The sequence below is a fragment of the Prevotella sp. E9-3 genome (genome assembly GCF_022024015.1).
In the GTDB taxonomy this organism is placed as follows: domain Bacteria; phylum Bacteroidota; class Bacteroidia; order Bacteroidales; family Bacteroidaceae; genus Prevotella.
On the sequence record NZ_CP091786.1, the window covers coordinates 533,269 to 558,715 of the forward strand.

General features: G+C 53.4%; 34 protein-coding genes. 32 read left to right on the top strand and 2 right to left on the bottom strand.

Features of this window, described 5'->3' with window-relative positions:
* The first annotated feature begins 113 nt into the window (after positions 1-113).
* From L6475_RS01860 to L6475_RS01955, 20 genes are all read left to right on the top strand, one after another.
* Positions 114-302, top strand: a complete 189-nt coding sequence (locus tag L6475_RS01860; protein ID WP_237821962.1) for a hypothetical protein — start codon at positions 114-116, stop codon at positions 300-302.
* An 8-nt stretch (positions 303-310) separates the two neighbouring features.
* Positions 311-859 (top strand): helix-turn-helix transcriptional regulator, encoded by a 549-nt coding sequence (locus L6475_RS01865; RefSeq protein ID WP_237821964.1) that lies wholly within the window; start codon positions 311-313, stop codon positions 857-859.
* A 187-nt stretch (positions 860-1,046) separates the two neighbouring features.
* Positions 1,047-1,283 carry a hypothetical protein gene (locus tag L6475_RS01870; protein ID WP_237821966.1) on the top strand — a complete coding sequence of 79 codons (237 nt, stop codon included), beginning with the start codon at positions 1,047-1,049 and terminating at the stop codon, positions 1,281-1,283.
* Positions 1,284-1,296: 13 nt separating this feature from the next.
* Positions 1,297-1,641, top strand: coding sequence for a hypothetical protein (locus tag L6475_RS01875; RefSeq protein WP_237821968.1), 345 nt, complete (start codon positions 1,297-1,299; stop codon positions 1,639-1,641).
* A gap of 9 nt (positions 1,642-1,650) precedes the next feature.
* Positions 1,651-2,055 carry a DUF4406 domain-containing protein gene (locus L6475_RS01880; RefSeq protein ID WP_237821970.1) on the top strand — a complete coding sequence of 135 codons (405 nt, stop codon included), beginning with the start codon at positions 1,651-1,653 and terminating at the stop codon, positions 2,053-2,055.
* 166 nt (positions 2,056-2,221) lie between these two features.
* Complete coding sequence (locus tag L6475_RS01885) at positions 2,222-2,410, top strand: hypothetical protein (RefSeq protein ID WP_237821972.1); 189 nt, start codon at positions 2,222-2,224, stop codon at positions 2,408-2,410.
* A 60-nt stretch (positions 2,411-2,470) separates the two neighbouring features.
* A complete protein-coding gene (dnaG, locus tag L6475_RS01890) occupies positions 2,471-5,776 on the top strand; it encodes a DNA primase (RefSeq protein ID WP_237821974.1) in 3,306 nt (1,101 codons plus the stop codon).
* Positions 5,777-6,301: 525 nt separating this feature from the next.
* The gene (locus L6475_RS01895) at positions 6,302-6,790 is read left to right on the top strand and encodes a hypothetical protein (RefSeq protein WP_237821976.1); all 489 of its coding nucleotides are present in this window, start codon (positions 6,302-6,304) and stop codon (positions 6,788-6,790) included.
* A gap of 75 nt (positions 6,791-6,865) precedes the next feature.
* Positions 6,866-7,279, top strand: coding sequence for a hypothetical protein (locus L6475_RS01900; RefSeq protein WP_237821978.1), 414 nt, complete (start codon positions 6,866-6,868; stop codon positions 7,277-7,279).
* Positions 7,280-7,336: 57 nt separating this feature from the next.
* Positions 7,337-8,455, top strand: a complete 1,119-nt coding sequence (locus tag L6475_RS01905; protein WP_237821980.1) for an ATP-dependent Clp protease proteolytic subunit — start codon at positions 7,337-7,339, stop codon at positions 8,453-8,455.
* Between the two features lie 308 nt (positions 8,456-8,763).
* On the top strand, positions 8,764-9,591 hold the full coding sequence (locus tag L6475_RS01910; protein WP_237821982.1) for a hypothetical protein: 828 nt from the start codon (positions 8,764-8,766) through the stop codon (positions 9,589-9,591).
* A 28-nt stretch (positions 9,592-9,619) separates the two neighbouring features.
* Positions 9,620-10,228 (top strand): hypothetical protein, encoded by a 609-nt coding sequence (locus tag L6475_RS01915; protein WP_237821984.1) that lies wholly within the window; start codon positions 9,620-9,622, stop codon positions 10,226-10,228.
* A gap of 110 nt (positions 10,229-10,338) precedes the next feature.
* The gene (locus L6475_RS01920; RefSeq protein ID WP_237821985.1) at positions 10,339-11,172 is read left to right on the top strand and encodes a hypothetical protein; all 834 of its coding nucleotides are present in this window, start codon (positions 10,339-10,341) and stop codon (positions 11,170-11,172) included.
* Positions 11,159-11,722, top strand: coding sequence for a C4-dicarboxylate ABC transporter (locus L6475_RS01925; RefSeq protein WP_237821988.1), 564 nt, complete (start codon positions 11,159-11,161; stop codon positions 11,720-11,722). Before L6475_RS01920 ends, L6475_RS01925 begins: the two co-directional genes overlap by 14 nt.
* Positions 11,664-11,921 carry a hypothetical protein gene (locus L6475_RS01930; protein WP_237821990.1) on the top strand — a complete coding sequence of 86 codons (258 nt, stop codon included), beginning with the start codon at positions 11,664-11,666 and terminating at the stop codon, positions 11,919-11,921. Before L6475_RS01925 ends, L6475_RS01930 begins: the two co-directional genes overlap by 59 nt.
* A complete protein-coding gene (locus L6475_RS01935) occupies positions 11,918-12,577 on the top strand; it encodes a hypothetical protein (protein ID WP_237821992.1) in 660 nt (219 codons plus the stop codon). Before L6475_RS01930 ends, L6475_RS01935 begins: the two co-directional genes overlap by 4 nt.
* Positions 12,552-14,180 carry a hypothetical protein gene (locus L6475_RS01940; RefSeq protein ID WP_237821994.1) on the top strand — a complete coding sequence of 543 codons (1,629 nt, stop codon included), beginning with the start codon at positions 12,552-12,554 and terminating at the stop codon, positions 14,178-14,180. Before L6475_RS01935 ends, L6475_RS01940 begins: the two co-directional genes overlap by 26 nt.
* 760 nt (positions 14,181-14,940) lie before the next feature.
* On the top strand, positions 14,941-15,162 hold the full coding sequence (locus L6475_RS01945) for a hypothetical protein (RefSeq protein WP_237821996.1): 222 nt from the start codon (positions 14,941-14,943) through the stop codon (positions 15,160-15,162).
* Positions 15,163-15,463: 301 nt separating this feature from the next.
* Entirely contained in the window at positions 15,464-15,727 is a 264-nt protein-coding gene (locus L6475_RS14530) for a hypothetical protein (RefSeq protein ID WP_370641670.1), read from the top strand.
* A gap of 37 nt (positions 15,728-15,764) precedes the next feature.
* Entirely contained in the window at positions 15,765-16,295 is a 531-nt protein-coding gene (locus tag L6475_RS01955) for a phosphoribosyltransferase (RefSeq protein ID WP_237821999.1), read from the top strand.
* Between the two features lie 120 nt (positions 16,296-16,415).
* Here L6475_RS01955 and L6475_RS01960 read toward each other — a convergent pair whose 3' ends face one another.
* Complete coding sequence (locus tag L6475_RS01960) at positions 16,416-16,574, bottom strand: hypothetical protein (RefSeq protein WP_237822001.1); 159 nt, start codon at positions 16,572-16,574, stop codon at positions 16,416-16,418.
* Positions 16,575-17,586: 1,012 nt separating this feature from the next.
* Here L6475_RS01960 and L6475_RS01965 point away from each other — a divergent pair.
* From L6475_RS01965 to L6475_RS02020, 12 genes are all read left to right on the top strand, one after another.
* The gene (locus L6475_RS01965) at positions 17,587-17,790 is read left to right on the top strand and encodes a hypothetical protein (protein ID WP_237822003.1); all 204 of its coding nucleotides are present in this window, start codon (positions 17,587-17,589) and stop codon (positions 17,788-17,790) included.
* Between the two features lie 514 nt (positions 17,791-18,304).
* A complete protein-coding gene (locus L6475_RS01970; RefSeq protein ID WP_237822005.1) occupies positions 18,305-18,526 on the top strand; it encodes a hypothetical protein in 222 nt (73 codons plus the stop codon).
* Complete coding sequence (locus tag L6475_RS01975; protein WP_237822007.1) at positions 18,523-18,846, top strand: hypothetical protein; 324 nt, start codon at positions 18,523-18,525, stop codon at positions 18,844-18,846. The genes L6475_RS01970 and L6475_RS01975 overlap by 4 nt, the downstream gene beginning before the upstream one ends.
* Before the next feature lie 18 nt (positions 18,847-18,864).
* Entirely contained in the window at positions 18,865-19,131 is a 267-nt protein-coding gene (locus L6475_RS01980; protein ID WP_237822009.1) for a hypothetical protein, read from the top strand.
* A complete protein-coding gene (locus tag L6475_RS01985) occupies positions 19,118-19,315 on the top strand; it encodes a hypothetical protein (RefSeq protein WP_237822011.1) in 198 nt (65 codons plus the stop codon). Before L6475_RS01980 ends, L6475_RS01985 begins: the two co-directional genes overlap by 14 nt.
* A 142-nt stretch (positions 19,316-19,457) precedes the next feature.
* Positions 19,458-20,513 (top strand): hypothetical protein, encoded by a 1,056-nt coding sequence (locus tag L6475_RS01990; protein ID WP_237822013.1) that lies wholly within the window; start codon positions 19,458-19,460, stop codon positions 20,511-20,513.
* Between the two features lies 1 nt (position 20,514).
* Positions 20,515-20,772 carry a maintenance system killer protein gene (locus L6475_RS01995; protein ID WP_237822016.1) on the top strand — a complete coding sequence of 86 codons (258 nt, stop codon included), beginning with the start codon at positions 20,515-20,517 and terminating at the stop codon, positions 20,770-20,772.
* Entirely contained in the window at positions 20,769-22,166 is a 1,398-nt protein-coding gene (locus L6475_RS02000; protein WP_237822018.1) for a hypothetical protein, read from the top strand. Before L6475_RS01995 ends, L6475_RS02000 begins: the two co-directional genes overlap by 4 nt.
* The gene (locus L6475_RS02005) at positions 22,141-22,983 is read left to right on the top strand and encodes a DUF6712 family protein (RefSeq protein WP_237822020.1); all 843 of its coding nucleotides are present in this window, start codon (positions 22,141-22,143) and stop codon (positions 22,981-22,983) included. Before L6475_RS02000 ends, L6475_RS02005 begins: the two co-directional genes overlap by 26 nt.
* Before the next feature lie 4 nt (positions 22,984-22,987).
* Positions 22,988-23,734 (top strand): hypothetical protein, encoded by a 747-nt coding sequence (locus L6475_RS02010; RefSeq protein WP_237822022.1) that lies wholly within the window; start codon positions 22,988-22,990, stop codon positions 23,732-23,734.
* The gene (locus L6475_RS02015) at positions 23,724-24,224 is read left to right on the top strand and encodes a hypothetical protein (RefSeq protein ID WP_237822024.1); all 501 of its coding nucleotides are present in this window, start codon (positions 23,724-23,726) and stop codon (positions 24,222-24,224) included. Before L6475_RS02010 ends, L6475_RS02015 begins: the two co-directional genes overlap by 11 nt.
* On the top strand, positions 24,202-24,768 hold the full coding sequence (locus L6475_RS02020; RefSeq protein ID WP_237822026.1) for a hypothetical protein: 567 nt from the start codon (positions 24,202-24,204) through the stop codon (positions 24,766-24,768). The genes L6475_RS02015 and L6475_RS02020 overlap by 23 nt, the downstream gene beginning before the upstream one ends.
* Here the strand turns inward: L6475_RS02020 and L6475_RS02025 are convergent.
* A complete protein-coding gene (locus L6475_RS02025) occupies positions 24,747-25,127 on the bottom strand; it encodes a hypothetical protein (RefSeq protein WP_237822028.1) in 381 nt (126 codons plus the stop codon). The two genes, L6475_RS02020 and L6475_RS02025, sit on opposite strands and share 22 nt — an antisense overlap.
* Between the last annotated feature and the right edge of the window lie 320 nt (positions 25,128-25,447).

The following is a 25,447-nucleotide window of genomic DNA, read 5'->3' on the forward strand; positions in this document are numbered from 1 at the left end:
TGCAAAGAAACATAACAAAGTTACGTTAAAACATTGCTTTTATAAATTTAATCATTAATTTTGCGGCAAATTTAGTCATTAATTTTAATATTAACAAGGATTTTATGGAGAAAATGGACGAATTGGGAATTAATTCCTACTATGAAACATTGCCGCGTGGCGAGAAGGACAGCTTTGTTCGAGACGTGGCAGAAGCCATTGGCCAAAGCACGTCCAACGTGCGTCTGAAGATGAAGAACAGCCGATGGGGAAAGACAGAAGTTCCTATCATTGCAGAGATCATCGAAAAGAGGGAGGGCTGACTATGTGCATGAGGAAGATTGAGTTCTATGTATCGCCAGACGGCAAGGTGAAGGTTGACGAAGAGGGAACGCCCATCACCAAGGAATTCACCGAGTCTGAGCGCGAGTTGACCGAATATGTGGCCAACTTGATTAAGAACCAGTACCCGGAGGCATTCAATGCCCTGGCACTGGAGTACCGCGCATCAAAGCCTAACAAATCATTCTTCTTATACCTCATTGTCCATCGCTTTATACGCTGCAACTTCGGCAAGTTCGACGGGCTTACGTATGACATCGAGGGGAATGTGCTGCACATAGAGGACATTGCCTGTCCTTTGAAGTGGCGCAACGACTGTCCTCTCAAAGACATTGTCTGCAGGCCCAAGCCATTCGGTCTCACATCGAGAGAGGCAGAAGTGGCAAAACTATCCAGTACTGGCAGAACCTACGAGGAGATTTCAGAAGAACTGGGCATTACTCACTCTACCATCAAGAACACCATTCAAAAGATAAAGGAGAAGTTGCACCTGACATCTTCGAAGGATATTGCAAAACTCATAATTGCTACGCTATGAATGTTGGAGATCGAGTAATTGTAGACGCAGCCGTCACGGGTGACGGCATCCATCACAGCGGAGTCATTGAGGATATCTATGACTTTCTGAGAACATCGATTGTCGATGTACATTTTGACGAACCGACCCCGCGAGGGACGTGGGGCGCGACGGTGACGAATCTGGCACTTATAAGAAAGGAAAGTGTATGAGATACCTTGCAATAAAGATTCGTGGCCTAGTACACATTCTGAACGACCAAGACGAACTTGGCGGTATTATCGACCTCGGCATTGAGCACACGACGCTGGGCGAGGTGTGCGATGACAAAGAATACGGAGATAACTGTAACGCCGACTGCCCTCAGTTCTGCTCTGGCACTTGCCAGGCTACCCTCTTCAGGGATATTGATGGTAAACTTTGGCATGTCAAGACTAATAACTAAAAACAAAAGCAATATGGATAAGTGGTTCTTTATCGAAGTGCAGACATACAAGTCTGTCAACAATATGGGCAAGGAACTGGCTCAGTATGTCTACGACAAATACGACCAGGTCGTTGTACACGAGAATTGCATCAGCAGCATCAATGCGGACATCATAGAGAAGATGGAAGCGCTGGAAGCCAAATATCCCAAATGCAAGGCTTTCGCTCACGAGTGCCGGAAGTATAGCGACAAGTATGGGCAAGAGATATTTGACATATCGGCAAAACCAAGCAATGTTTACAATGACAATTATGTATTCATCCTTCGCACGACATACATACGGAAGATGAATCTGGAAACAACCCTTTCATTATAGTTCAGACTTATGAAAGTATACATCAGCGGAAAGATAGGTGAGGAGGTGCTCAGCGAAGCCACCCGCCAGAAGTTTGCCGAGGCGGAGCAGATGCTGAAGGCAAAGGGCTATGAGACGTTCAACCCGACCACGAGCGGTCTGGGAGGTTATGCAGAATACAATGTGAAGAACGCGATGTACAAGACATCGTTCTATCAGGAGATCCTGCTGTGCGACCTGGTGCAGCTGGCACAGTGCGATGCCATTTATATGCTGGCCGACTGGTCAGAGTCGAACGGTGCCAACGTTGAGTTGGACTTTGCCGTTGCCACAGGCAAGCAGCGGTTCTGGGAAGGCGAAGAGGACGCCAAGGTGTTCTGCGACGATGCCGGGAATTACACCGATGTATGGATGCCAATTGAGAGAGAGCCATGAAAGCAGAAGTTCCACTTTATGTAGTCACGGGAATACACCGTGGGGGGGGTAAAAGAGAAACACTCTCCCTGCCCTGCAGCCGACTCAAAGCCGTCGAGCTGAGAGACTGGACGCGCCGATTCCTCGGTGGCACCAAAATATATCGTGACATTCAAATCAGAGAAATATGCACATACAGAAATACGTAGTCACCGGCATCAGCCGCCTATCCGGTGAGCGAGTGGCAGTGACCGCACCCCACTCGCTCACCAAGACACAGGAGATGCGCGACAAAATGGCCGCCAGGCAACACAGCCGTTCAGCCTACAAGTGTCTAAAGATAGAACCGGCAGAAAAGGAGGGAAACTTATGGTAGCGTATTTTATAATCATGGCGCAATGACATATCTTTGCGCCAAGGAATCAATCTTACAGCTATGATCAAAGAGCATATCATCGAGAAACTGATAAGCCTGAACATCCAGGATGTTGTAGGCGACTATGTTCAGTTGAAGAAAGCGGGCGTCAACTGGAAAGGCCTTTGCCCCTTCCATGACGACAAGACACCGTCGTTCTATGTCAGCCCGTCGAAGAACATCTGCCACTGCTTTGTCTGTGGGCAAGGTGGCAATCCCATCAGTTTCGTCATGAAGAAAGAGAACTGCGACTTCCGGCAGGCCTGCAAGATATTGGGCGACAAGTACCACATACAGGTGGAGGAAGAACCGCAGCGGGAACAGACCAAGGAGGAACGGGAACTGCAGGCCAAGCGTGAGAGTGCCTTCGTCATCTACGACCATGTGCAGCGTCACTTCGTGGAGTGCATCCACGCCGACACGCCGGAAGCGAAAGCCACCTACGACTACGCTGTGAACCGCTGGGGAGCAGAGACCGTAGAGGAGATGGGTATCGGTTATGCACCGAAGGACTGGCAGGACATCATCACCTTTGCCAGGAAGGAAGGCCTGAGCATTCCTATTATGAAGGAACTGCGGCTGATCAGTACATCGGAGAAGGGCAACGATTACGGCTTCTACAACGACCGCCTGATGATTCCTATCAAGGACAAGTTCGGGCGTGTGATCAGTTACACCGCCCGCACCATGGACGAGCACAAGGAGAAAGGCACGAAGTACATGAATGGTGCCGAGAGTTTCTTCTTTACCAAGGGCAACCACCTCTTCGGACTCGACACCGCACAACGGGAAGGCGCCAGGCAGGAACTGTTCTACGTCGTGGAAGGAGCACCCGATGTCATCAAACTCCAGGAGATAGGCATCACCAACACTATCGCCGCCCTTGGCACGGCGTTCACCAAGGAGCAGTTCCAGCTGCTGAAGCGCTACCACTGCCAGCTCTGCTTCATCCCCGACCAGGACGGCCCCGGCATAGAGGCTGTGAAGAAGAACGGCCGCCTGGCCATGGAGGCAGGCTTCCGCGTCACGGTGAAGGAGATACCGCCCATCGAGGACGAGGACGGCACCAAGCACAAACAGGATGCCGACAGTTACTTCCACCGTCCAGACAAAGAACATAAGAACAGCGCCGAGGCACAGATGGCCTCACTCACCACCGAGGACTTCGTGATGTGGCTGGCACGCCACATCTATAATGAAGACCAGACCGACACGGCCAAGAGCGACAGCGTGAAGGAAATCTGCGACACGCTGATCCTGGAGCAGGACGACTTCACACGTGAGAGTCTGATAGAGGCACTGGCCAAGACATACGGACACAAGACGCTTTGGCGCAATGCGGTGAACGATGCCAAGCGCCGCCGCAATGAGGCCAAGGCCAAGAAGAGTTCGCAACGCTCAGGCATCGACCTCCGCAAATACGGGTTCTTCGAAGAGCACAACTGCTACTGGAGTACTGAGGACGGTAGCGAGAAGCAGTGGTCGAACTTCAAGATGAAGCCTCTCTTCCACATCATGGGCGTCGATGACTCTAAACGCCTGTACGAGATTACCAACATCGACGGTGTCACACGCACGCTGGAACTCAACGCCGATGAACTGGTAAACATGGCCAAGTTCCAGATAAAGGTGGAGAGTGCCGGCAACTTCCTCTGGCTGGCCAATATCGAGGAACTGAAGAAACTGAAGAAATACCTGTTCGACATCACAGGCACGGCCATCCGCATACGTCAGTACGGATGGCAGAAGCGAGGCTTCTGGGCCTTCGGCAACGGCTGCATCTTCGAGAACGGCTGGTACCCGGCCGACCACATGGGCATCGTACACTTGCACGATGCCGACCCCAAACTCGACAATTACTACCTGCAGGGTGCCTCCGACCTCTATGCCGAGGACACCAGCTACTTCGCCTTCGAACGGCAGTTCGTCATGCCTGAAGGCCATAGCAGCATCAGCCTGCACGACTTCGCCCTGATGATGGCCGACGTGTTCGGCAATAATGCAAAGGTGGCCGTCTGCTACCTGCTGGCCTCCATCTTCCGCGACATCATCACCGGCTACACCACCAACTTCCCACTCCTGAACCTCTTCGGCCCGAAGGGCAGCGGTAAGTCGGAACTGGGCATCACCCTCATGCGCTTTTTTACTATTGGCGACCGCCCCATCAACCTGCGCAACACCACCGCTCCCGGCCTGTCGCAGGCACTGGCTATGTCGGCCAACGGCATGGTGCACCTCGACGAGTATAAGGACTCGCTCGACATGCGCATCATCGAGATCATAAAGGGCGCCTACGACGGTGTGGGCCGCTCGCGTCTGGACATGGACCGCGGCAAGCAGGTGGAGAAGACACCCGTGGACTGCGGTGTCATCGTCAGTGGCCAGGAGATGCCCACGCTCGACATCGCCATGTTCTCGCGTATGATATACCTCACCCACGACACCACCGTCCACGACCGCGAGGCTAAGGACAAGTTCAACCGCCTGGCCGACATACGCAAGATGGGACTGCAGCACCTCACCAAGCAGATCCTCTCGCACCGGGCACTCTTCGAGAGTTCGTTCTACGACACCTACAACGAGGTGACCAATGAAGTCTACGACCTCATTGACGGCCAACAGGTCGAAGACCGTCTGTGGCGCAACTGGGTCATGCTGCTCGCCGCCTACAAGACGCTCTACCAGCAACTATCCCTGCCCTTCGACTACGAGGAACTGAAGGCCCTTTGTGTCGAAGGCATCAAGCGGCAGAACTCCGAGATCATCAGCAACAACGAACTGGGCAACCTTTGGAACGCCATGATGTATCTCTACCAGGAGGGCATGATCTTCAGCGACGGCGACTTCAAGGTGAAGTACGTCAAGGCACTGAAGACCGACCGCACCGAGCGTGAGTACCGTACAGAGACACCCATTCTCATGCTGCGCCTGAGCCATTTCATCGGCCAGTACATGAAGATGGCCAAGCAGCAGGGCGAGACCGTGATGTCGAAAGACTCCATCCGCTACTACCTCACCACCAGCGGTTCGTACTTAGGCATGAGGGCCTCCGAGCGGTGGAAGGTCTATCAGGACGGCAAGCCGAAGACCGAGGTGCGCGTGGACAAGGGCGGCCAGACACGCACCGCTGATGTCTGCATGTTCGACCGCTGCATGTGCTTCGACTACCTGGCATTGAAAGAGAAGTTCGATCTCAACCTGGAGTCGATGTCGGCAGAACGTGCCGACGAGATGGAACAGCAGATAGGCGATGCAGAGGCACGTCGCTTTGCCGACCGGCGCGAGCCGGATATGTTTACCGACAATAGTGGGGATAAGCCATTTTAGTCTTATTTATAGATTATAGCTGAAGATTTCTTTTCTGCAGGAGGCCTGGCGCGTGATGCGTCGGGCCTTTCGTTTGTCATCTTTTAATCACTAATTTAATAACAAGTCGCTTTCTCAGCCAAATTTTATGCGCGGGCGTGCGCGAGCGCGAGAAAAACGCTGCACACATATGCACACGACTGCACACATTTTTGCAAACGTCTGATTTTTAGGTATTTGCAATCCGCACACAAACGCGAGAGTTCGCACACACCCTGCACACATTTGCACACACTCTGCACACAACGCCCCGGTTTGCACACAAAAAGGCGCGTTTGCACACAAAATTTTCGATTTGCACACATTAGATTTAGAGGTAAAGTATTGATAATCAAACAAATAAATAAATGTGTGCAGTTGTGTGCAGTGTGTGCAGCCATTTTGGTATTCATGTGCGAGGAAATGTTCTTCCTGCATTAAAACTTAGTTGTACGCTCGTTATTGCAGGAAAAATGCTACCTTTGCATCAACAAAACCAAGCTACCTATGAGCAATATCCTCATCTATGTCAAACTTCCGCTCTACGAACGAGAGTGGTGCGAGCACCATTTTGGCAGGCCCTGCGAGTTTCCTGCCGCTACCAACCTAAACAATGTCATCCGTCATTTCTCCCGTCCTCGCCCTGCCGGTGTCGCCCCCGACACACAGCAGCCCGGCGAACTGGCCATCTGTCTCATGGGGAGCAAGTCGAAGAAGCCTGAGGTGTACAACTACATCTCTAAGCATGGCAAAGCCGCCATTGCTGAAGCTATTGACGACCTCTTCATCATGCATATGTGGGAAGAACTAACCGATATTGGCACCCGATCTGTGCAACTGTCGAAGCTGGTAATGGACTGGATGGAAGCCAACGGCATCTCCATGACAGGGAACAACTACGAAAACCTACGCATGAAGTTCCAGCGTATCAAGGATGCATATAAAAACAAGGCCGGAATAAACGTGTCTCGCGGCTACAAGCACGAAAACCCTTAGAAAAAGTTAAATTCTTTCGCGTTTCTATCCATAAAATCGAAGAAAAGTTTCAAACCTGTTCAACACCGTTCAACTATGTCAAACTTAGTTCATGTCAAAAAGATTGAAATTGCCGATGCTTGCAGCCTGGGAAGTATTCAGGTGCTCAGTGAAACGACATGCCGTTTCAAAAGCCAGCCCGTTTTTTCTGAAATCAACATCAAGGAACTCGTTGGTGTGGCCATTGAGGACAGCTACGAGAATAACCAGAAAGTCTATACGACAACGGCAACGTTCAATACCTGCGACAAAAAGCCGATAACTGTTCGGCAGGCATCCTTCCGCCTTACGTCTATTGACGGAAAACAGTATATGATAGGCACGGACTCCCGCCCGTACCCTATTATAAAAGAAAGGAATCAATTCCCAGAGAAACCAGGTGACAGCACATTGAAGACTGTCACCATCACCTGGAAGTCGTTACACCCCATGCTCCTTATTGTTGAATAAGGTATTTTCTTTCCTAAATCCGACTTTGTATCTTTGCGAAAAGTCTTTCACAAAGATATGAAATACGACTTCTACATTACCGGCACAATCGGCTTGGAGTACGACTGGTGGACAGGCCACCGTGGTACAACCGCCAATATGGTAAAGAACTTCCTGCGCGACCACAAGGATCAGGAGGTGACCATTGCCGTGTCTTCGTTTGGAGGATATATCGACGAAGGCCTGACCATCATGGAGTATATCAAGGCTCATGGCAAATGCAACATGGTCATCGTCGGCATGACGGCCAGCGCAGCCACTATCCTCTGCATGAAGGCCAAGAGTATCAAGATTGCACGTGGCTCAATGATGCTCATCCACAACTCTTCACAGATGATTGATGTGTGGACAAGTGCTAACAAAGAGCAGATAGACACTATCATCCAGCAGTTCCAGCACGAAAGGGAGCAGCTTGACACTATAGACAAGTGTTTGGCTGATATCTATGCTCAGAAAAACGGCAAGACTCTGGAAGAGAATCTTTCGATGATGGGCAGGGAAAAATGGCTCTCGGCTCAGGATGCCCTGGATTTCGGCCTGGTTGATTCTGTACTCGACGATGACGACAACGTCGTAAAGGCCAAAGCTGTCGTGAACGCCTATGCCTGCTTCACTGGAGCCAGTGAGCACTTTTGCCTGCCCGCCATGGAAAAGGCAGACAAGCCTAACCGCTCATTCTTTCAGCGCATGAAAGAAGCTCTGCAGAATGTTTCTGGCATTATGAACGATGCCGAACCTGATGAACCCAATTCACAAACTAATTCTATAACAGATATGAAGAAAATTGTTCTTAACCTCATCTGTGCTGTCCTGGCCATCAAGGACATCACTATCGGCGAGAAGGGCGAGGCCTCTATCACCGAAGACCAGCTTAACCGGCTGGAGAATGCTCTGAAGGAAAAGGATGACCGTATCTCTGCCCTGGAGACAGAGAAACAGACGGCCATCAATGACAAGCAGACTGCCGAAGAGGCCATGGCCGATGCCCAGCAGAAGCTCAACAAACTCCAGAAAGAGTTTGACGATTTCAAGGCTGAAGCCGGTGCCGACACTGGTAGCAAGCCCGCTGGCGATGAGGGCACTCACGCGCCTAAGACCGCCAAAGACATGTATAACGGCATCAAAACCCTCCTCTGATTATGGCACAGATTACAGACATGACCGTGGACGAGTTGGCAAGAGTCATCACTCCACAATTCCTCGAAGAGAGCGCCCAGCAGATCAGCCGCGAACTGCAGCAGATTCCTTTCCAAGTGTTCCAGGACCAGACGGCGAAGTATGTCACCGTACTTCCCGGAGTCCGCAATTCTATTACGTTCAACGAGCTGGAAGGTGACGCCGAGCTGGGGCCGTGGAAGTCGAGCCGCCGCGATGATGCTGACTATGCCATCAATGGCCGTACGCTCGAGGTGTTCCCCGGCAACTGCGCCAAGGACTTCGATCCCATGCCGCTGCTGCACTCCATCTGGGGTGAGAGCATCGCCGCCGGTGAGCGTATCTCGAAGGGTATGATTGCCCGTAAGCTGGTGACGCTCTTCGCTGCCAAGATTGGTATGCACATCGACGAAGTGGTGTTCGTCGGTGGCGTACGCAACAAGGCCGGTGACAAGACCGCAGACCTCTTTGACTCCTTCGATACCATTATCGGCAGGGAGATCAATGCCGGAAATATTGCCTCTGCAAAGGGCAATTACCTCCATTTGGGTGCTATCGACGAGACCAATGCCGTCGAGAAGCTGAAGGAATTCTGGCGTGCAGCCGACAAGATGCTGAGGAAGCAGGGCCGTCACGCATACATGTATATGTCGCAGGACATCTACGACTACTACTGCGATGACTACCAGGCACGCCACGGTGCATTGCCCTACAACACGTCGTATGACAAGGTGACGCTTGAAGGCTCCAAGGGCCGTTGTGAGTTCGCAGTGCTCGACAACATGGCCGGTTCGCAGTACCTGAAGATTACGGTGAAGCCGAATCTCCTGCTCGGTACCGACATCATGAACCAGCAGAACCATCCGTATATCGGCAGCTATTCGCCCTGGGCCTGCACCTTCTGCTATGCCGGCATCTACGGCGAGCAGATCCGCTCGCTCCGCAAGGAGAATCTGATGATTGGCGACCTGGGCGAGAACGACACGTATTACCCCGTTGTCGACACGACGGGCAAGAACCCCAAGGCAGAGGGCTGGTATGAGCTGAGCGGTTCGAGTTACGTGGCCACTAACGACACGGCTCCTGCCTCTGGCAAGACCTACTACATCAAGAACTGAAGGTTTAACCCATAAAGAATAGACTATTATGAGTTGCACAACGAAATCGCTCTATAAGAGCATCGAGGCATGCCCTGGCAAGAAAGTCATGCCGGGCATCCGCCGCCGTCTGTACTACAAGCACCGTCGCGCCATTGCGACCTTCCCCAAGCTGCCTGACGCTGACGATGAGAATGTGAACGATATGGCCCAACTCGCACAGTACCAGGGTGACTTCACTCTGGCAGCCGAGGAGTACTGGCAGTTTATCGACCTGAAGGATGAAGCCAGTAACGTCACCTTCGAGCCTGTAGGCGAAGATCCCTCACAACTGTATAGCAACCAGGCTAACGCTATCGTGGCCGGACAGGACGATGAGGTGAAGGGCTTTGCTCGCCAGGCCCTGAACGATGACATAGTGTATGTCTATCAGGATCGTTCCGGAAAGTTCTGTGTGTTGGGCAATGAGGCATTCAAATGCCACACCAAGCCAAGCGGTGACACTGCTGCCGAGGCAACAGGTGCCATCATCACTACCTTCGCCATTCAGGTGTATGATGAGTGTCCCGTGCCAACGTACACTGGTAAGCTCATGCTGTCGGCTACCACATACATCGACTGCGCCGATGGTGAGGAGAAGACTGTCACCAATCCTTGAAACCCGTAAGCGGGAATCTTTTTTTTTCATACGATAAATTAAAGTTGATTGAAAACCCGGGGCGGAATCAGGCGTGAGCCTCGTTCCGCCCCTTCTTAATTACAAACATCATGGACCAGATTCTTACAGCCAAAATATTCAATTTCCTCCAGCTGGAGAACCCGACGGAGACTCAGATCATCGAGGGGGCTACGCTGCTGCTGCAGTGCAACCCCAACCGCGAACGCGGCATCTATAATACGGCCATGCGACGGCCCAAGTCGACTTTGCCGTGGATCCGCACAGACCTGAAAAAGTATTACGACATCCGGAAGCGTGGGCTAACCACTCCCGAAGTCGAGAAGTTCAATAGTGAAACTATCAGCCGCGTAGAGCAGACGCTTTCCATGGTACCCAGTGGAGTAGCACAGGAGGGCGAAGACGCTCCTGTTGTTCCTGCTCTTGGTACACGAGGCATGCGCGAAGACCATGACCAGCTGCCCCCTGAGGTGCAGGCCATCTGGGAACGCAACGCTGAGCGGTGGAAGAAGATGGCACGTCTGCACTTCCAGCTGTCACAGATGATAGCCAAGCCAGACTATGCCCCTTGTGACGGCAACGAGTTGTGCTACCAGCTCCGCCAGGTTGATGACGAGCTGCGTAATGACTATGAAATTTACGACACCTACGACGTCGTAAATACCGTCGTAGGTAGTAACCCGGATTCTGCCGGTGACAAGGTGGATGTCTTCACCGATAATGTGAAGACCATCCAGAATGCACGAACGGCCATATCACGTGGCCTGGGCCGTAAGACACCGCACACCGCCGAGTCTCTTCAGAAGATCCAGGAGGCAGTCAACACCCTCTTTGCTCTGAAACAAACTATCAAGGCTGAAACGGTGGAGAAGCTGAAGGCCGTCGGTATCAGTATTCCTAAAACAGAAACTGATGCCGAAGGGTAAGGACATAACAAAACTGTTGCGCCCTGTCCGTGATGTGCCACTCCAGGCATATTTTGGACAGGGGCTGCACACCCTCGGATTGTTAGGCTGGCTATTGCCACAGACAGGGTCTGCGGATATATGGGTGAGCAGCTACAGCACCAGCGAGCCGTTCCTGAATGGCTTTTTCCTACTACGACAGAAAGGTTTGGTCAACCACTCTGCCATACTTCTCGACCAAAGGGCTGCACGCAAGACACTCCATCTGGAGAGTCTGCTGGATGCCGCCTTCGAGCGTATCTACCTGGGGCAGAACCATTCCAAGCTGCTGCTCCTGCAGACCCGCGACATGACTGTTTCGGTCATCACGTCGCAAAACCAAACATACGGCGCACGCGCCGAAAGCACCATCATCAGCACAGACCACGGGGTGTTTGACTGCCTCATGCGGCAGTTCCTGGACATCTGTGGGCAAGGTGCCGTAGAACTTGACCTGAAGAATGGAAAAGGAATTGTTACAGAAGATAGAGCCGCTGGCACACCTGCTGTTGACCCCTTCCCAGATTGGTGACCTCTTGGGACTGAGTGGTGAAGATGTAGCCGAGCTGCAGAACCCTTACAAGGAGGCAGGCAAAATGTACCGTCGCGTCCTCGCTGAACGGGCCCTTGAGCTGCATGAGAAGACGCTGCGTCTGGCTGACATCGGTTCACCGACAGCCATTGACGAGGCAAACCAGTGGCTAAGAACCGCACAAATAAGCATAGAATGAGATTCGACATCGACCTATATTCCGACAACCTCATGCTTCCAGAGGATGAACTGCGGGCCAAACAGGTGGCTCCTCAGGTCATCCGCCGTATTGTGCGACTGCGCGACATCTACAACTATATGTTGCGCAACCCGCTGAAGAAAGACCGCGAATACATAGACTACATACAAGCTTCATACGTCGATGCCGACGGCAAGCAGCTGTCGAAGCGAAAGGCCTATGAAGACATCGAGATCCTTCATGCCATTATCGGCAACTTGCAGCAATGCAGCAAAGAGTGGCACCGATGGCGCTTTAACAACATGATCATGGAGGGCTATGCCATCGCCCTACGTAAAGAGGATGCTGCAGCCATCGCCAAGCTGGCACAGCAGTATGGTAAGTACAACCAGCTCGACAAGAACGATGAGCGGGACAAGGGCTATGGCGAGATTCCCAGAATCGTGTTTACTTTCGACGTGTCGAAGATGGGCTTTCAGCCTATTGCCAACCTGCTGCACGTCATCGCCGAGCTGGAGGCGCACTTCACGCACTCCAGCTACAACCGTGTGGTGGAGGATGCCGACGTGGTGGAGCTGACGGATGCCGTGGCTGAGAAGGAGAAACAGGTGACCAAACAGATAGAAGCACATGACGACACAGGAACAATATCTTAACCCGGCACAGGCCTATATGTTGGCCCTGCTCACCAAGGACATGACCATGGTGGGCGGGCGTGGCATCGGCAAGGGCCTCATTGCCGCCTCGCTGCTGCGCCGCAACGTCGAGGGGATGCCGGGCAGCAACACGGCCCTGGTAGGCCCGAACAGCAAGCGCATGTGGACGAACATCATCCCGTCATGGGACACGCACCTGCGCCGCTGGGGGTTCGTTGAGAATGTTCACTATGCCTGGGGAAAGAAACCAGCGAAAGACTGGGGGTGGAAAGACCCCATCATCAAGCCGATGAACTGGGAAAACACATTGTCGTTCTGGAACGGCAGCTATGCCACAGTCATCAGCCAGGACCGCAAAGGCACCTCCAACTCGCAGAGCTTCGACTTCGTGCTGATTGACGAGGCAAAGTTCATCGACTTCGAGCAGCTGAAGGATGAAACCTACCCCGCCAACCGTGGTAACGGCAATGCATTCGGACATCTTTATTATCACCACGGCATCTGCAAGTTCTCCGACATGCCCACCACCAAGAAAGGCTCGTGGTTCCTGAATGACCGCGAGAAATGCGACCCGGAGAAGGTCAAGATGCTTGAAGGACTGATACTGGAACTGTCGCTGGTGAAGAAACGGCTGGCCGATATGGTGGCCGCCCATCAGCGGCCATCGTCTGCAGAGCTGCACTATCTGCGCCGACTGTCGCGCACGGTGAACATGCTGCGTGCCGAAACCTATCTCTATAAGGAGTTCTCGAGCATCCAGAATCTGGAGATCCTGGGCGAGGAGTTCATCCGCCAATGCTATCGCGACATGCCACCGGCCACGTTCCGCACCACCATCATGTGCCGACGCGTGGAACACAGCGAAGACAGCTTCTATAATGCCAAGACCGACCGTAACCTCTATACGGCTGTCGACAAGAACTACATCGACTCGCTGGGCTTCGACATGGACAAGCTGCGCCATGTGGACTGCCGCACAGATGCAGACATCATACCCACGGAACCACTCTGGGTGAGCATGGACGCCAATGCGAATATCAACTGGGCAGTCATCGGACAGCCAGGAGCCGATATGAAGCTGCGCATCCTGAAATCGTTTTTCGTGAAATATGAGCGGCGACTTCCGGAACTGGTTGATGACATCTGCCTGTATTATGGCCCGCTGAAACACAAGGAGGTGGTGTTCGCTTTTGATTCAACGTTTGTGGGCAACAACTATGGCGTTTCAAAGGCCGACTTCCACACCATCGTCACACAGCGCTTCATTGATCATGGGTGGGTGGTCCACGAAGTTTATATCGGCCAGCCCTGGCAGCACCCTGTGAAGCAGCAGCTCATCAACGGCATGTTCCTCGGCCAGCGCACTTACCGTATACTAATCAACGAGGAGAATAATCCGGATCTGCTGAACTCCATCGACTCGGCCATGACCATCAATGGTACCAACCTGAAGGACAAGAGCGGCGAGAAGAAGCCTGAGACAGAGGAAGACCCCTTGCAGGGGCGCACTGACGGCTCTGATGCGTTCGACACGCTGTGCATCGCTGTGGAGATTGGTAATGCTCCTGTCTATGGCGGCGGTGGGGGTGGCGGCATTATGTAGCAATCTTGTGTTTCATACAGATTTGTTTTAGGTTTTTAGTTAATGATTGGGCAGGTGGCCGCAGTGATGCGTCTGCCTGTTTCCATTTTCTGTAGGTACATGCCAACGTATTGTTATTGCGGTTCTTATTTACCTGATTGACTTTTATTTAGTATCGCGCCCACCGTGCCCCGCCCGCCCTGAGCCGCTCGCTTGGACGCTCGTGCCCGGGGACGGTGGGCGCTTCTATCTCTTCTATATTTGCAACTGTCAGGGCGGGCGTCTATTGGCTTATACCAGTGGACTTCAGTGGGTGATGGTCGCCCATGGGCGCGGGGCGTCTCGGCTTCAGGGTGGCATCGGTGAGACTAAAGAGGTGGGCTTTGACCGCAAACGGCTCTCTTTTGCCTCGGTTGAACCTACCATGATTATTCCATTTCTTGGCGGTGGCTGGCAAGGGCTGTGCAGAGCTGGATGTCTCGTGTGGGTCATGCCGTTGTTTATGGCTCCTTGTGCAATCCCCTTGCCGGGCTTCATCATTTTTACTTTGCAAAGTTAGCGCAGGCGGCATCCTGCAAGGTCGTGCTGCAGTTGGCTCGGAATTTTTTCAAGGAATTTGGGGTGCAGTGGCGCCGGAAACCAAATTCCCAAGGCTCAGGGCTTGAAAAATTTTCGGCCAAACCTTGCATTTGCATGCCTCCATACTGCTTCTCCTTATAAGCACGTAAAAATCGAAAAGCCCCAAGGGGCACAAGTTAAACCCTTTAAACAACTTACAGCAATGACCCACAACGTACAGACATCCATCTACACCCGCACACGCCTGTTTGCCAACCACTACTATCTGAATCTCTATCAGGCAGTCATCAACACCGAGGACGGCGAGAGCTACGAATATGAGGTAGAAGCCGACTCCTTCCACGAGGCCACCGAGAAAGCCGAGCAGTATGCCTACAGTCTGGGCGTGGACATCACCTACGTAGAAGTCTATCACATGGCATAAGTCATCAACATTGTATCACCCTATAACAACAGTCACAACTATGAAAGAGAAAATGATCATCGTCAATCAGGTTAAGTCGAACCGCTCAGAATTTATGGTTTGGCAGGTTGCAATCACCGGGGAACCATTCGCACAGTACTGCAAGAGCCCCCTTAAAGCCCTTCGATTCGCCTTCATGCTAAAAAAATCCAAGGGCGTGAAGATTGCAATGGAAAGTATTGCCACCCTCCAACAGGAAATCAGCCGCCAGAAAGAGGCAGAGCAAAAGAAAAGCGATGCAGAACATGTCGAACTCGAAGAGCTGTCTGCAACGGTGCGCCAGTTCAAGGAGCTGAAAGCCAAGCATCCCGACGCTCTTTTCCTATTCAGGGAAGATGACTTCTACACGGCCTATTCAGAGGATGCAGAGTGCATCAGCGAGCTCCTGGATATAGTCATCACCAGGAAAGGTAAGCGCAACACAGCCTCGTTTCCGAAGCATGCCCTCGATACCTATCTGCCGAAACTGGTCAAGGCTGGCAAACGAATCGCTATCTGTGACACTAACAATGAGGCTGCTGCGTAGGCGGCCTCTTTTCATTAACCCTATAAAAGAAAACGCCATGATGCAATTTGCCTTGTTCGATTACATTCCAAAGCGGAACCTGCGCCGTGCCTCATTTGAGCAGCAGGACATTAGCCGGATGATTCTCGGCTTCAAGGATGGCCGCAATGTCTACACACGATGGGCTGCGCATGAAGTCTGCCGGGCAATCAGGCTGATGGACCTTACTGACACAGTCCTGGTTTGTATTCCGGCAAGCACGATCTACAGCCATGTGCGGCGTTGGAAGCGGTTCGCTCAGTTGGTGTGCCGCCTGTCGGGCATGCAGAATGGTTTCGACCGCGTACAGGTCAGCGGTAGCCGCAAGCGGGCACACGTCACTGGCGAGTACGAGCTTTGCACCAACATCAAGCATTACGTTCATATCGACAATGACTTCTTCAGAGGTAAAAAGGTGTTAGTCATTGACGACATCTACACTACTGGACAGTCATCCAGGGCGTTCATCGGCGCAATGCAAGCTGCTGGTGCAGACGTGCAGATGGCACTGTTTCTGGCGAAGACAAAACTGTTCTGCAGGAGCAGATGACTACTTCGCTTATTCAGCGACCTGATGCTTATGGCCTCGCGGCCATCTTCTTGCCCACCCTCGACCCCCTGCGCACCTAAACGCTCATGCTTCGACACTGGCGGTAAGTCACCACCAGAGTCATTCGCGTTCTGCAAACAGGACGCCCACCATGCAGCCCACCCCCGCACGGCCTGCTCTCGCTCCTTTCCGTTGCACATGAGCCGAGGGAAGAGCCTTGGCGGCTGTCAGGTGGTGGTTCGGACGGGCGAGTACCTGACATTGGGAGGTCAGGCACACGTCCGCCACGTTCCGCACCCTACCACCGCGAAACACCGCCACTTGACAGCCAGGCACATCCCTCGGCTGATGCTCCACTACACTCCGCGGTTCCGGCTGTGCTGGGGTGGGCTGCATCGTGCCACCCTGTTTGTACGGCTGTTGCCGTGAAGGTGCTTGCCTGATTGTTTTCGCCTATTCGGCGACTCTGTGCTTATGCCCTTTACGGGCATCTCAGGCTTCTTCGCTTATTCAGCGACCTTATGCTTATGGCCTTGACGGCCATCTGTCGTTTCTGCTGAAAGAGGCTACGCCACATTCAGCAGAGTGGTTTGCAGAAGTGGGATAACAGGAAGCAGATAATGGGCAACTCTCTGGCTCTGGGGGAGCCGGCGTTTATGCTCATTATCTGCTTCCTGCCACCCCACACCTGCCTGTAACCGTCAACGGCTCTTCGGCTACTCGCCGACTATATGCTTATGGCCATAGCCATACACGTTTCAGCACGAAGTGGCCTAACATAGGCCACCTCTTGCTGACTTACAAGCAAGAATGACTCGTCATACTTGCACACGACCGCAAACGGCGTGCCAGCGGCACCCCCAGCCTTTGACTTGTTTGTTAATGGGTGTTAATACATATACCGCCCGTTTTCAAGGGGTGTAATTACATTTTGGGCGTAGGGCGGTGTCGGGGTCGGTTACGACAAACTACCTTGCTCGTCCAAGGTAGCGAAGACGTTCTGTTTGGGTATCAGCCTTTTACGAAAAATCGGTGTTCACAACTTTTTCAGGCTGATGGGAGTGTAATTGCACTGGCGAGCGGCTGCAGCTGTCGCTTTCTTGCTCTGGCAAGCGACCTTTTTGGTCGAGCGGCCGTTGTTTCGCTTGGCAGATTCGGGGAAAATGTGTACCTTTGCAGCGTAGTTTCCCTACTACGTTATATTTGAAAACCAAGAATACAGTCCCCTGCTTGCGAAAGTAGGGGATTTTTCATACCTTTGCAGCCACGTTTCATTTAAACCTGATATGATATGCTTTATGTAGGATTATTTTTAGTAGCAGCAATCGCTCTGATTGCAGGTATGTCAGCTATTGACGAAGCTTCAAAACAGCGTGAAGGAGCTAATAGTGGAACGGCTATGATTGTCGGTTTTTTCTTTAGCCCTCTGGCTGGGTTCCTCTACTGTCTCTGTTTCCCAGAGAAAAAAAAGAATGTTAAAGAAGAAAACAAATAGCTGATATGGATGGTGTCTTAGGCTTCCTTGGTATTGTATACCTATTCGGCATTTTCGTTGTGACGAATGCAGCAAGAGAACGGGATTGTGACATGTTGATGGTGGTGCTCGCCTCCATTATTTTGTCGCCCATTGGTGGTCTCTTGTATGTACTTTGCTTCCCTCCAAAACGGAGGTAAATGTCTCTTTCTTTCCAAATTTTGAGTCAAATTTGGGAAAAATGAGGTGGTTATTCAATTTTTCTGCTCGAAAATTTGAATAATCTAATTATTTGTTGTACCTTTGCTCCCGCTTAACAGACAGTGGTAGACCACTCGGCAGGGCGCACGTCAGACGCCTGAGCATCATGCTGGGGCATTTTTTTTGCCCATAGTGCATCCGTATAACGGCTGCCATCTCGTAGATAGAACTGCCCTCTGGGTGAGTCACTGTCTGTTAAGCAACGGGATGTGCAGCCGTTTCTCTGTATCTCCGTGCCGGCGAGGTTCACCGGCTGCTTAACAGACAGTGCAATATGCAACAGACAATTCAGATCGGGCAGGTTCAGCCCTCAGTTCTTTCCAGATGGGAAAGTACTGTAGAGAACTTGAAAGTGTGGTGGAGTGCCACCAGCAACTCATTTACGGCCCTCTGTGCCACTGACGAGGGCGAAGTGTTCACTCATGGCGACGTGGTGAAGGCTCACCTCGCGCTCACCGCAGTACTTATTTTAATAGGAATAGGAGGTGCGCTATGATGACCCGCGAACAGTACATTCTGCAGAAGCAGGAGATCGACGAGCAGATGAAGCAGACGCGCATCGCCGAGAGGAAAGAGACGGCAGCCGTCAACGACGACTACGAGCTGCGTATGCGCGACCTTGCCGATGCCTACCGCCGGCAGCGTCAGGCCCTCTTCGAGGAGCGCGACCAGAAGCGCACGGAGATTGAGAGCCGTTACAAGGACAAGCGCCGCGCCCTCTGGGTGAAGGACTGCGAGCTGGTGAGCCGGTGGCGCGCACAGTTGAACAATGGTGAAATTACCCCCCCCCACCACCAATGGAGGAGAGCGGCCTAACGAAGGAGGAACCGAGCAATGAGTAAGTTTATAGATACTTATGAGTATGCCGAGCGGCGCATCGCCCTGGAGCATGCCGTAGTGGAAACCTACGAACGGGAAGCCGAGGAACGTGAGGCCATCAACCAGGAGTTTGAGCAACTGATGCAGCGCCTGCGCGAGAACAGGATGCACCTTGAGCAACTGCACAAGAGCAAGGAGCAGGAGCGCAAGGACCTGCAGAAGGCCATCAAGAAACTGAATAAAGACTATGACGGAAAGGAGGAAGACGATGGACGACTATAAAAAGGCCGTGCTCGACATCTACTTCAAGGACCGCACCGACTCCGGGCGCTTCACCTCGCAGGACATCTGCGACAACCTGCGCGAGACGGTGACGCTCACGCCCGACGAGGTGACGGAGTACATGATGGGCAAGGGCTATGTGCTCGTGCGCTACGATGACCGTCTGGTGTGGATGGCCTTGTAGCAAGAGGTGAAAGCCTAGGAAACAATTTTTTTTATTCATCATTCCGGGGGTGGCTGCCTGCGAGGCTCGCCGCCCCCTTTTTCTGGGCTGTATTTTCACGCACACACCTATATAAGTACCTTTGCGAAAAAGAACATTCGCAATGGCCACACTCATATCACAACCTTCCCAGACCTGCTTCTCGTCGGTGGTCGAGGACATCGTCTTCAACACCGCATCGGAGAGCGGCATCCTCGTGCTCACCATCGTACAGGGTGGCAACCGCCAGATCGTCATAGAAGAGACGATGTACCCCAGCATCGACGGCAGCATCGTCATCAGCGACGTGAGTTCGCTGGTGGAGCCCTACGCCAAGGAGCACATGCAGGTCACGCTGGAGTGTACCTTCACCGACGATGCCGGGGCGGCAAGCATCACGCCCGTCACCGTGCTCTATGCTATGGCCGACGTGGGCACCACCGCCAGTGAGTTCATCGAGAACCACTTCCTCACCATCCTCGACGGAGAGAAGATCACGGCACCGGGACGCGAAGAGCGACTCTATGCCTATGGCACGTCAACGGTCACGGTGACGGCTGAGGTTGAGACGGCAGCAGGGGCGTTCACTACCATGATGGCAGAACTCAATGCCGGCAGCGTGGTGGGCAGTCTGGCGCAGTTCGTGGTGTCGCCCGACAACATCGCCGCACTCATAGGTCTCGCCGGTGGCCGCCTGCTGGGCTACACCGTAGAGGCAGGCAGCCGTAGGCAGCACTTCCGCTGCTTCGAAGACCAGGTGCCTCCGGCACCGTCGCTGCTCTTCGTCAACAGCTTCGGGTGCGAGGAGTTCATTCACTGCGTGGGTACGCACAAGAAAGCCTCGAAGTATGAGCGCAAGTCGGCCCGCATAAAAAGCCGCCTCAGGAACTACCGCGTGACGGAAGACCGCCAGTTTACGGCCAACACAGGCTGGCTCAACGAGGCTATGGCCGACTGGGCCGATGACCTGTTCCGCTCTGAGGAGGTCTACCTGTGGGTCGACGGGCAGCGTGGCCGCGAGGTGGTGGTGAGCGACTCGAAGAGCGAGATCACCAATGAGGATGACAACATGCCGGCCTTCGAGTTCACCTACTCCTACGCTCAGCGCATACACAACGTGATGCAGCCGGGGCGTGCCGGGCGCATCTTCGACAACACCTTTGACCATACGTTCAACTGATATGCAGAAGAAAGTGAAGTCGGCCATACATTTGAAGGAGGCACAGCTGTTCCTCGACGAGTGCCAGCGCACACACGAACTGGTGTGGGTGGTGGCACTGACCAAGGAAGGCGTGCTGCATCGCTACGACGGGTGGCAGGTGCTGAGCAGCTGGTGGCGGCGCGGCACCCACGACCTGCTGAACCCTAAGAACGGGCAGAAGCGCAAGGTGAGAGACGTACTGATTTTTGAGATAAACGGACATCCAGTATATATATGAAAGAGACCTATTTTTTTGACATTCCGCGTGCGGATAGCGTGGCCTCCAGCGCGATAACGTCTGGAGACGTGTACTCGTCGCCGGAGGCTGACGATACCATCTCCGTGAAAGCCGATGACGGCAATACCTACGAGGTGGTGGCCTGGGGCGCCGACAATCAGCTGCCATACGTACTGAAGGAAAAGGTAGAGAAGAATTCGGTGATGAGCCAGGACAAGTTCTTCAACGTGCTCACCTGCTATGGCCGTGGGCTGGAGTACATCGACCAGGCCACACGCAGCGAGAAGAACCCGCTCCCGACTAACGACAAAGAGGTCAGGAAATTCTTCGTGCGCAACAACATGAAGCGGTTCTTCGCCGAGCAGGTGACTGACTTGAAATATTATTTCTTCTGTGTCTGCGTGGTCATCTTGAACCGCGAGCGGACGAAGATCGTGCGCCTGGTGCATAAGGATGCCTGCCACATCCGCTTTCAGAAGGCTGACGAAATGGGACGTATCAAGCACGTGCTCTTTGCCGATTGGAAGGACAACGACAACCCTGAGCACGTTGAAGCCATCCCCTTGCTCGACGAGTATGACCCGCTGGGTGACCTGTCGGCACGTACCGGCAAGGAGAAGGACCCGCTGGGACAATTCAAGAAAGCGCCAGGCTCACACATGAAGTTCGCCATCGTCTGCAAGATGCCGACCGTGGGCAGCAGCTACTATCCCATACCCTATTATTCTGCCGTTTTACGTGATGGCTGGTATGACATCTACGGGCTGCTGACCGCTGCCAAGAAAGCGAAGATCAAAAATGGGCAGAATATCCGGTATCATGTGGAGATCAACACGAACTTCTGGGAGAGCCGTGCACGTGAAAAGGGCATCTCGCTAAACAAACCGGAGTTCCAGGCGATGAAGAACGAGTTCGTCGCCCAGCTGCGCGACTACCTTGGCGGCTCTGCCAACAGTGACAAGCTGATGTGGAGCGAGTTCAGCGCCTCGCTGGACGGAAAGAGTGAGCTGCACAACATCAAGGTGAACGTGGTGGATACCAGCAAGGCCGGCAATGAGTACAACGACGACGTGGCCGAGGTGAGCAACGTGCTGGCCTACTCAGACAACGTGCACCCGAACCTGGCAGGTGCCACGCCGGGCAAAAGCCAAATGAACAACTCTGGCAGCGACAAGCGCGAGCTGTTCACCCTGAAGCAGACCCTCGAGACCATGCCGCACGACATGATGATGACCGTGCACAACACCGTCATCTACTTCAACGGCTGGGAAGAGAAAGTCTATCCGGACGTGCCGATGATCATCCTGACCACGCTCGACCAGAATACCGATGCCAAACAAGTAACCACCAATAACGGACAGAAAGAAGATGGAAATACTGACGGTAATAACTAAGGAAGTCTTTGAGACGTATGTTCCTGCTGCCAAGATGCCGGAAAGGAACAGCAGTGTCTACAACCGGCTGCAACAGCAGTTCAAGGATTCCTACTCAATGATGATACGCACGCTGGTATCGCCCCAGTGCGAAGGAGTACTCGACACCAACGAGTGGCTCAGGACGCTGGCCGTCCCACTGGTGTGCGTCGATGCCTTCGTGCGCACCTGCCGCTCCCTCGACCTGGTTCTGACGGCCACCGGCTTCGGCATCGTCTCGACAGAGAGCACGGCACCGGCATCGAAGAGCCGCGTCGATGCGCTCGTTGAGCAGCTGAGCCTTCAGGAACTGGACCTGATAGACGAGATAATCCAGGGACTGATGAAGGTGGAAGGCTGGGGCCTGACAGAACAGGCACAGATGCGTGTGGCCACACTCTTCTACCGTCCGCAGCAGCTGAAGCACATGACAACGCTGAAGCTGACAACGGACAACTGGCAACTGGCATTGGGCCGTGCCACTACAGCCAGTGCATTGCTCCGGAATGAAATCAGCGACGAATACATGGATGAGCTGCTCGTGAAACTGCGCACGGCCACCATGGGGAATGCTGATATCATCGTCGCACAGAAATGCATAACATTCATGGCCGACTTCATCAGCATGTACGACCTCAACGGCGGCATACCCAACGAAGTGCTGCTGCGCCAGGTAGTACACCAATTAGAAAGCTACCGCGACAGCTACCCCACCTATACCGGCTCTACACTCTATGCCCGACGCCATGCAGAAAGATACCAGAACAAAAGAGAAGATCCTACATTCTTCTTTATGTAAGGAGATGCGCTTCACTGTACCCAAGGGGTGGAAGGAACTGACTCAGGAGCAGCTGCGCTATGTGCTGCGCCTGCTGTGGCTGTATAACGACCGTACCGACGGAATGGACCGCGCAAAAATGGCTGCCTTCGTACATTTCTGCGGCTTCGAGGTGGTGCGCCGCACCGACCAGGGATGGCTGTGCCGGCAGCGGAAGTCGGGCGACGCGTTCCTGCTCGACCCGGAACTGCTGCCGTCGCTGCTGGAGTCGGTGGAGTGGATTGCCGACACGGAGCAGATGAATGTGCGCATTGAGCAGGTGGGAGGATACAAGGCCGTGGACTTCGAGCTGCAGGAGCTGCCTTTCGGCAAGTACCTGGAGGCAGAGAACAATTTCCAGTCTTACCTGCAGTCGAAACAGGAAAATAGCCTCTCGGAACTGGCGAGAATCCTCTACCTCGTTCCTTATGGGAGCGATGGCCCCACATTTGGCGAGGAAGAACTTCTGGGTGCTTTCCTCTGGTTCAATGCCGCGAAACAGCTGTTGGGGCGCATGTTCCCTAACTTCCTGAAGCCTGCCTCCGGCGAGCAGGAGCCGGTAACGCAAGAGTCGCTCATCGAGGCCACGAGGGCACAGATACGCCTGCTGACCAAGGGCGACGTGACCAAACAGAAGTATATCCTGGAAGAAACAGACACCTGGACTGCCATGGCAGAACTGGACGCTCTGGCCAAGGAGGCAGAAGAAATAAAACGTAAGTATGGAAAATAACAGTTTTGACGCCATCGCCTATTTCTATGCGATGACTGAGCGTAACAAGCTGGCCAAGGAAAAGGGCTTCGTGCCGGTGACCATCAGCAATACAGACAACCTGGAGGGACTGATGGAAGAGTACCGCGACAACGACCGCTTCGTGGCCATCACCGACACGAACAGCGGCAACCTGGCCAGTGCCGACGGTGCCTACGGCTTCACGAAACGCAGGGCCTACACCGTGTTCATCCTCTCGGCCTACGAGTATGGCAACATGCAGGCCCGACAGCAGGAGTTGGAGCTGTGCCGCGAGCTGTTCCTGCAGTTCGTGTCGCGAATCCTGCGCGACAAGTATCTCTACGACGAGAAGCAGATGTACTTCGACACCCACGCCATCCCCAACCAGGAGCTGGGCCGCTACTACCTCTCTGGCATGGCCGGACTACACTTCACGCTTTATGTTCACGAACCGGTAGATTTACAGTATGAAGAGGATCAATGGAGCTAACATGCCCCAGACCGAGGAGGAGCTTCGGAAATGGGAGGATGAATGGAGCGACATGATGGTGACCATTTGGACGGAGAACATTGTGCGATTGGGTATCATCGACACAGGAAACTTGATGCGCTCGCTGACAGGCAATGTAATAAGAAATACCGACCAGAAGGAGATGGTCCACGAGTTCGCCCTATACGGCATCTACGTGGCCCGTGGTACCGGGCGGGGCTACACGCCTGGCAATCCCGGCGACCTGCCGTTCTTATCACAGTCGTACCGCATCGAACACGGACTTGACAAACCCAAGAAAGTGGGCCCGGCATGGGGCGGTCGCGTGGCCGGCGGCAAACCGCTCAGTAAAAAACGCAACTGGTTCCTCAGGAAATACCTGCGCTCCATGTATGTGCTGGCAGAGATGGAACGCAACGTCTATGGCGAGATGTTCATGGGTAACCTCTCCAACGTCATTGAGTCTATCTTCAGCAACGGCAGCAACGGTGGTCTGAAAGACCGCAATGGACGCGACATGAGTTATGTGCTGGCCAACTTCTGACAGGTATTTTCAACTTCCTTCCCGACAGGATAAATTTGCATAAAAACGGCAGCATGGCATACACGACAGACTATATGGAACGGTTCTTCGAGGGTATACGCGACGAGCATATAACCCACGCCAACACGGCAACCCGTGTGGGCACGGCCTTCCTCATGCTGCTGCGCTACCTGATGTCGCCCGACATCCCCTTCATTCGCAAGGATCAGGAAGACCGCACCGCCTTCCTGCTGCACCTGCTGGCAGGGGCCGTCATCGGCGAGAGCGGACAGATAAGACTCAACCCCGACGGCAGCATCACCTGCAGCAGCATCAACGTGCTGGGCAGTGCTGTCTTCAACGAACTGGTCTTTAATCATCAGAACGTATTAGAGGGCGACACCTATTTTACCGACCGTGGCATCATCGAGAACGTGGAGTTCCTGGGCAACCGGCAGTTCCGACTGACCCTGCGCAAGATGTATGACAACGACCGGGTGACATTCCACACCTACGACGTGCTGCGCTGCGCGATGAACAACCTCGACACGGCACGTACCTACAAGACTTCATGGATGCGCGTGGACAGCGTGGACCTCGATGCCAACACCGTAGACGTGACACTCTACGACAACGAGGACGTGCCGGGCGGCGTGAACTATGCGCCGGAGGCCACGGCAAGGATGATACGCTGGGGCAA

Excerpts from the sequence above, each read along its gene's own strand:
- L6475_RS01860 (WP_237821962.1), top strand. The coding sequence starts at position 114 with ATGGACGAATTGGGAATTAATTCCTACTATGAAACATTGCCGCGTGGC.
- L6475_RS01865 (WP_237821964.1), top strand. The coding sequence starts at position 311 with ATGAGGAAGATTGAGTTCTATGTATCGCCAGACGGCAAGGTGAAGGTT.
- L6475_RS01870 (WP_237821966.1), top strand. The coding sequence starts at position 1,047 with ATGAGATACCTTGCAATAAAGATTCGTGGCCTAGTACACATTCTGAAC.
- L6475_RS01875 (WP_237821968.1), top strand. The coding sequence starts at position 1,297 with ATGGATAAGTGGTTCTTTATCGAAGTGCAGACATACAAGTCTGTCAAC.
- L6475_RS01880 (WP_237821970.1), top strand. The coding sequence starts at position 1,651 with ATGAAAGTATACATCAGCGGAAAGATAGGTGAGGAGGTGCTCAGCGAA.
- L6475_RS01885 (WP_237821972.1), top strand. The coding sequence starts at position 2,222 with ATGCACATACAGAAATACGTAGTCACCGGCATCAGCCGCCTATCCGGT.
- dnaG (WP_237821974.1), top strand. The coding sequence starts at position 2,471 with ATGATCAAAGAGCATATCATCGAGAAACTGATAAGCCTGAACATCCAG.
- L6475_RS01895 (WP_237821976.1), top strand. The coding sequence starts at position 6,302 with ATGAGCAATATCCTCATCTATGTCAAACTTCCGCTCTACGAACGAGAG.
- L6475_RS01900 (WP_237821978.1), top strand. The coding sequence starts at position 6,866 with ATGTCAAACTTAGTTCATGTCAAAAAGATTGAAATTGCCGATGCTTGC.
- L6475_RS01905 (WP_237821980.1), top strand. The coding sequence starts at position 7,337 with ATGAAATACGACTTCTACATTACCGGCACAATCGGCTTGGAGTACGAC.
- L6475_RS01910 (WP_237821982.1), top strand. The coding sequence starts at position 8,764 with ATGCCGCTGCTGCACTCCATCTGGGGTGAGAGCATCGCCGCCGGTGAG.
- L6475_RS01915 (WP_237821984.1), top strand. The coding sequence starts at position 9,620 with ATGAGTTGCACAACGAAATCGCTCTATAAGAGCATCGAGGCATGCCCT.
- L6475_RS01920 (WP_237821985.1), top strand. The coding sequence starts at position 10,339 with ATGGACCAGATTCTTACAGCCAAAATATTCAATTTCCTCCAGCTGGAG.
- L6475_RS01925 (WP_237821988.1), top strand. The coding sequence starts at position 11,159 with ATGCCGAAGGGTAAGGACATAACAAAACTGTTGCGCCCTGTCCGTGAT.
- L6475_RS01935 (WP_237821992.1), top strand. The coding sequence starts at position 11,918 with ATGAGATTCGACATCGACCTATATTCCGACAACCTCATGCTTCCAGAG.
- L6475_RS01940 (WP_237821994.1), top strand. The coding sequence starts at position 12,552 with ATGACGACACAGGAACAATATCTTAACCCGGCACAGGCCTATATGTTG.
- L6475_RS01945 (WP_237821996.1), top strand. The coding sequence starts at position 14,941 with ATGACCCACAACGTACAGACATCCATCTACACCCGCACACGCCTGTTT.
- L6475_RS01955 (WP_237821999.1), top strand. The coding sequence starts at position 15,765 with ATGATGCAATTTGCCTTGTTCGATTACATTCCAAAGCGGAACCTGCGC.
- L6475_RS01965 (WP_237822003.1), top strand. The coding sequence starts at position 17,587 with ATGCTTTATGTAGGATTATTTTTAGTAGCAGCAATCGCTCTGATTGCA.
- L6475_RS01970 (WP_237822005.1), top strand. The coding sequence starts at position 18,305 with ATGCAACAGACAATTCAGATCGGGCAGGTTCAGCCCTCAGTTCTTTCC.
- L6475_RS01975 (WP_237822007.1), top strand. The coding sequence starts at position 18,523 with ATGATGACCCGCGAACAGTACATTCTGCAGAAGCAGGAGATCGACGAG.
- L6475_RS01980 (WP_237822009.1), top strand. The coding sequence starts at position 18,865 with ATGAGTAAGTTTATAGATACTTATGAGTATGCCGAGCGGCGCATCGCC.
- L6475_RS01985 (WP_237822011.1), top strand. The coding sequence starts at position 19,118 with ATGGACGACTATAAAAAGGCCGTGCTCGACATCTACTTCAAGGACCGC.
- L6475_RS01990 (WP_237822013.1), top strand. The coding sequence starts at position 19,458 with ATGGCCACACTCATATCACAACCTTCCCAGACCTGCTTCTCGTCGGTG.
- L6475_RS01995 (WP_237822016.1), top strand. The coding sequence starts at position 20,515 with ATGCAGAAGAAAGTGAAGTCGGCCATACATTTGAAGGAGGCACAGCTG.
- L6475_RS02000 (WP_237822018.1), top strand. The coding sequence starts at position 20,769 with ATGAAAGAGACCTATTTTTTTGACATTCCGCGTGCGGATAGCGTGGCC.
- L6475_RS02005 (WP_237822020.1), top strand. The coding sequence starts at position 22,141 with ATGGAAATACTGACGGTAATAACTAAGGAAGTCTTTGAGACGTATGTT.
- L6475_RS02010 (WP_237822022.1), top strand. The coding sequence starts at position 22,988 with ATGCGCTTCACTGTACCCAAGGGGTGGAAGGAACTGACTCAGGAGCAG.
- L6475_RS02015 (WP_237822024.1), top strand. The coding sequence starts at position 23,724 with ATGGAAAATAACAGTTTTGACGCCATCGCCTATTTCTATGCGATGACT.
- L6475_RS02020 (WP_237822026.1), top strand. The coding sequence starts at position 24,202 with ATGAAGAGGATCAATGGAGCTAACATGCCCCAGACCGAGGAGGAGCTT.
- L6475_RS02025 (WP_237822028.1), bottom strand. The coding sequence starts at position 25,127 with ATGATTAAAGACCAGTTCGTTGAAGACAGCACTGCCCAGCACGTTGAT.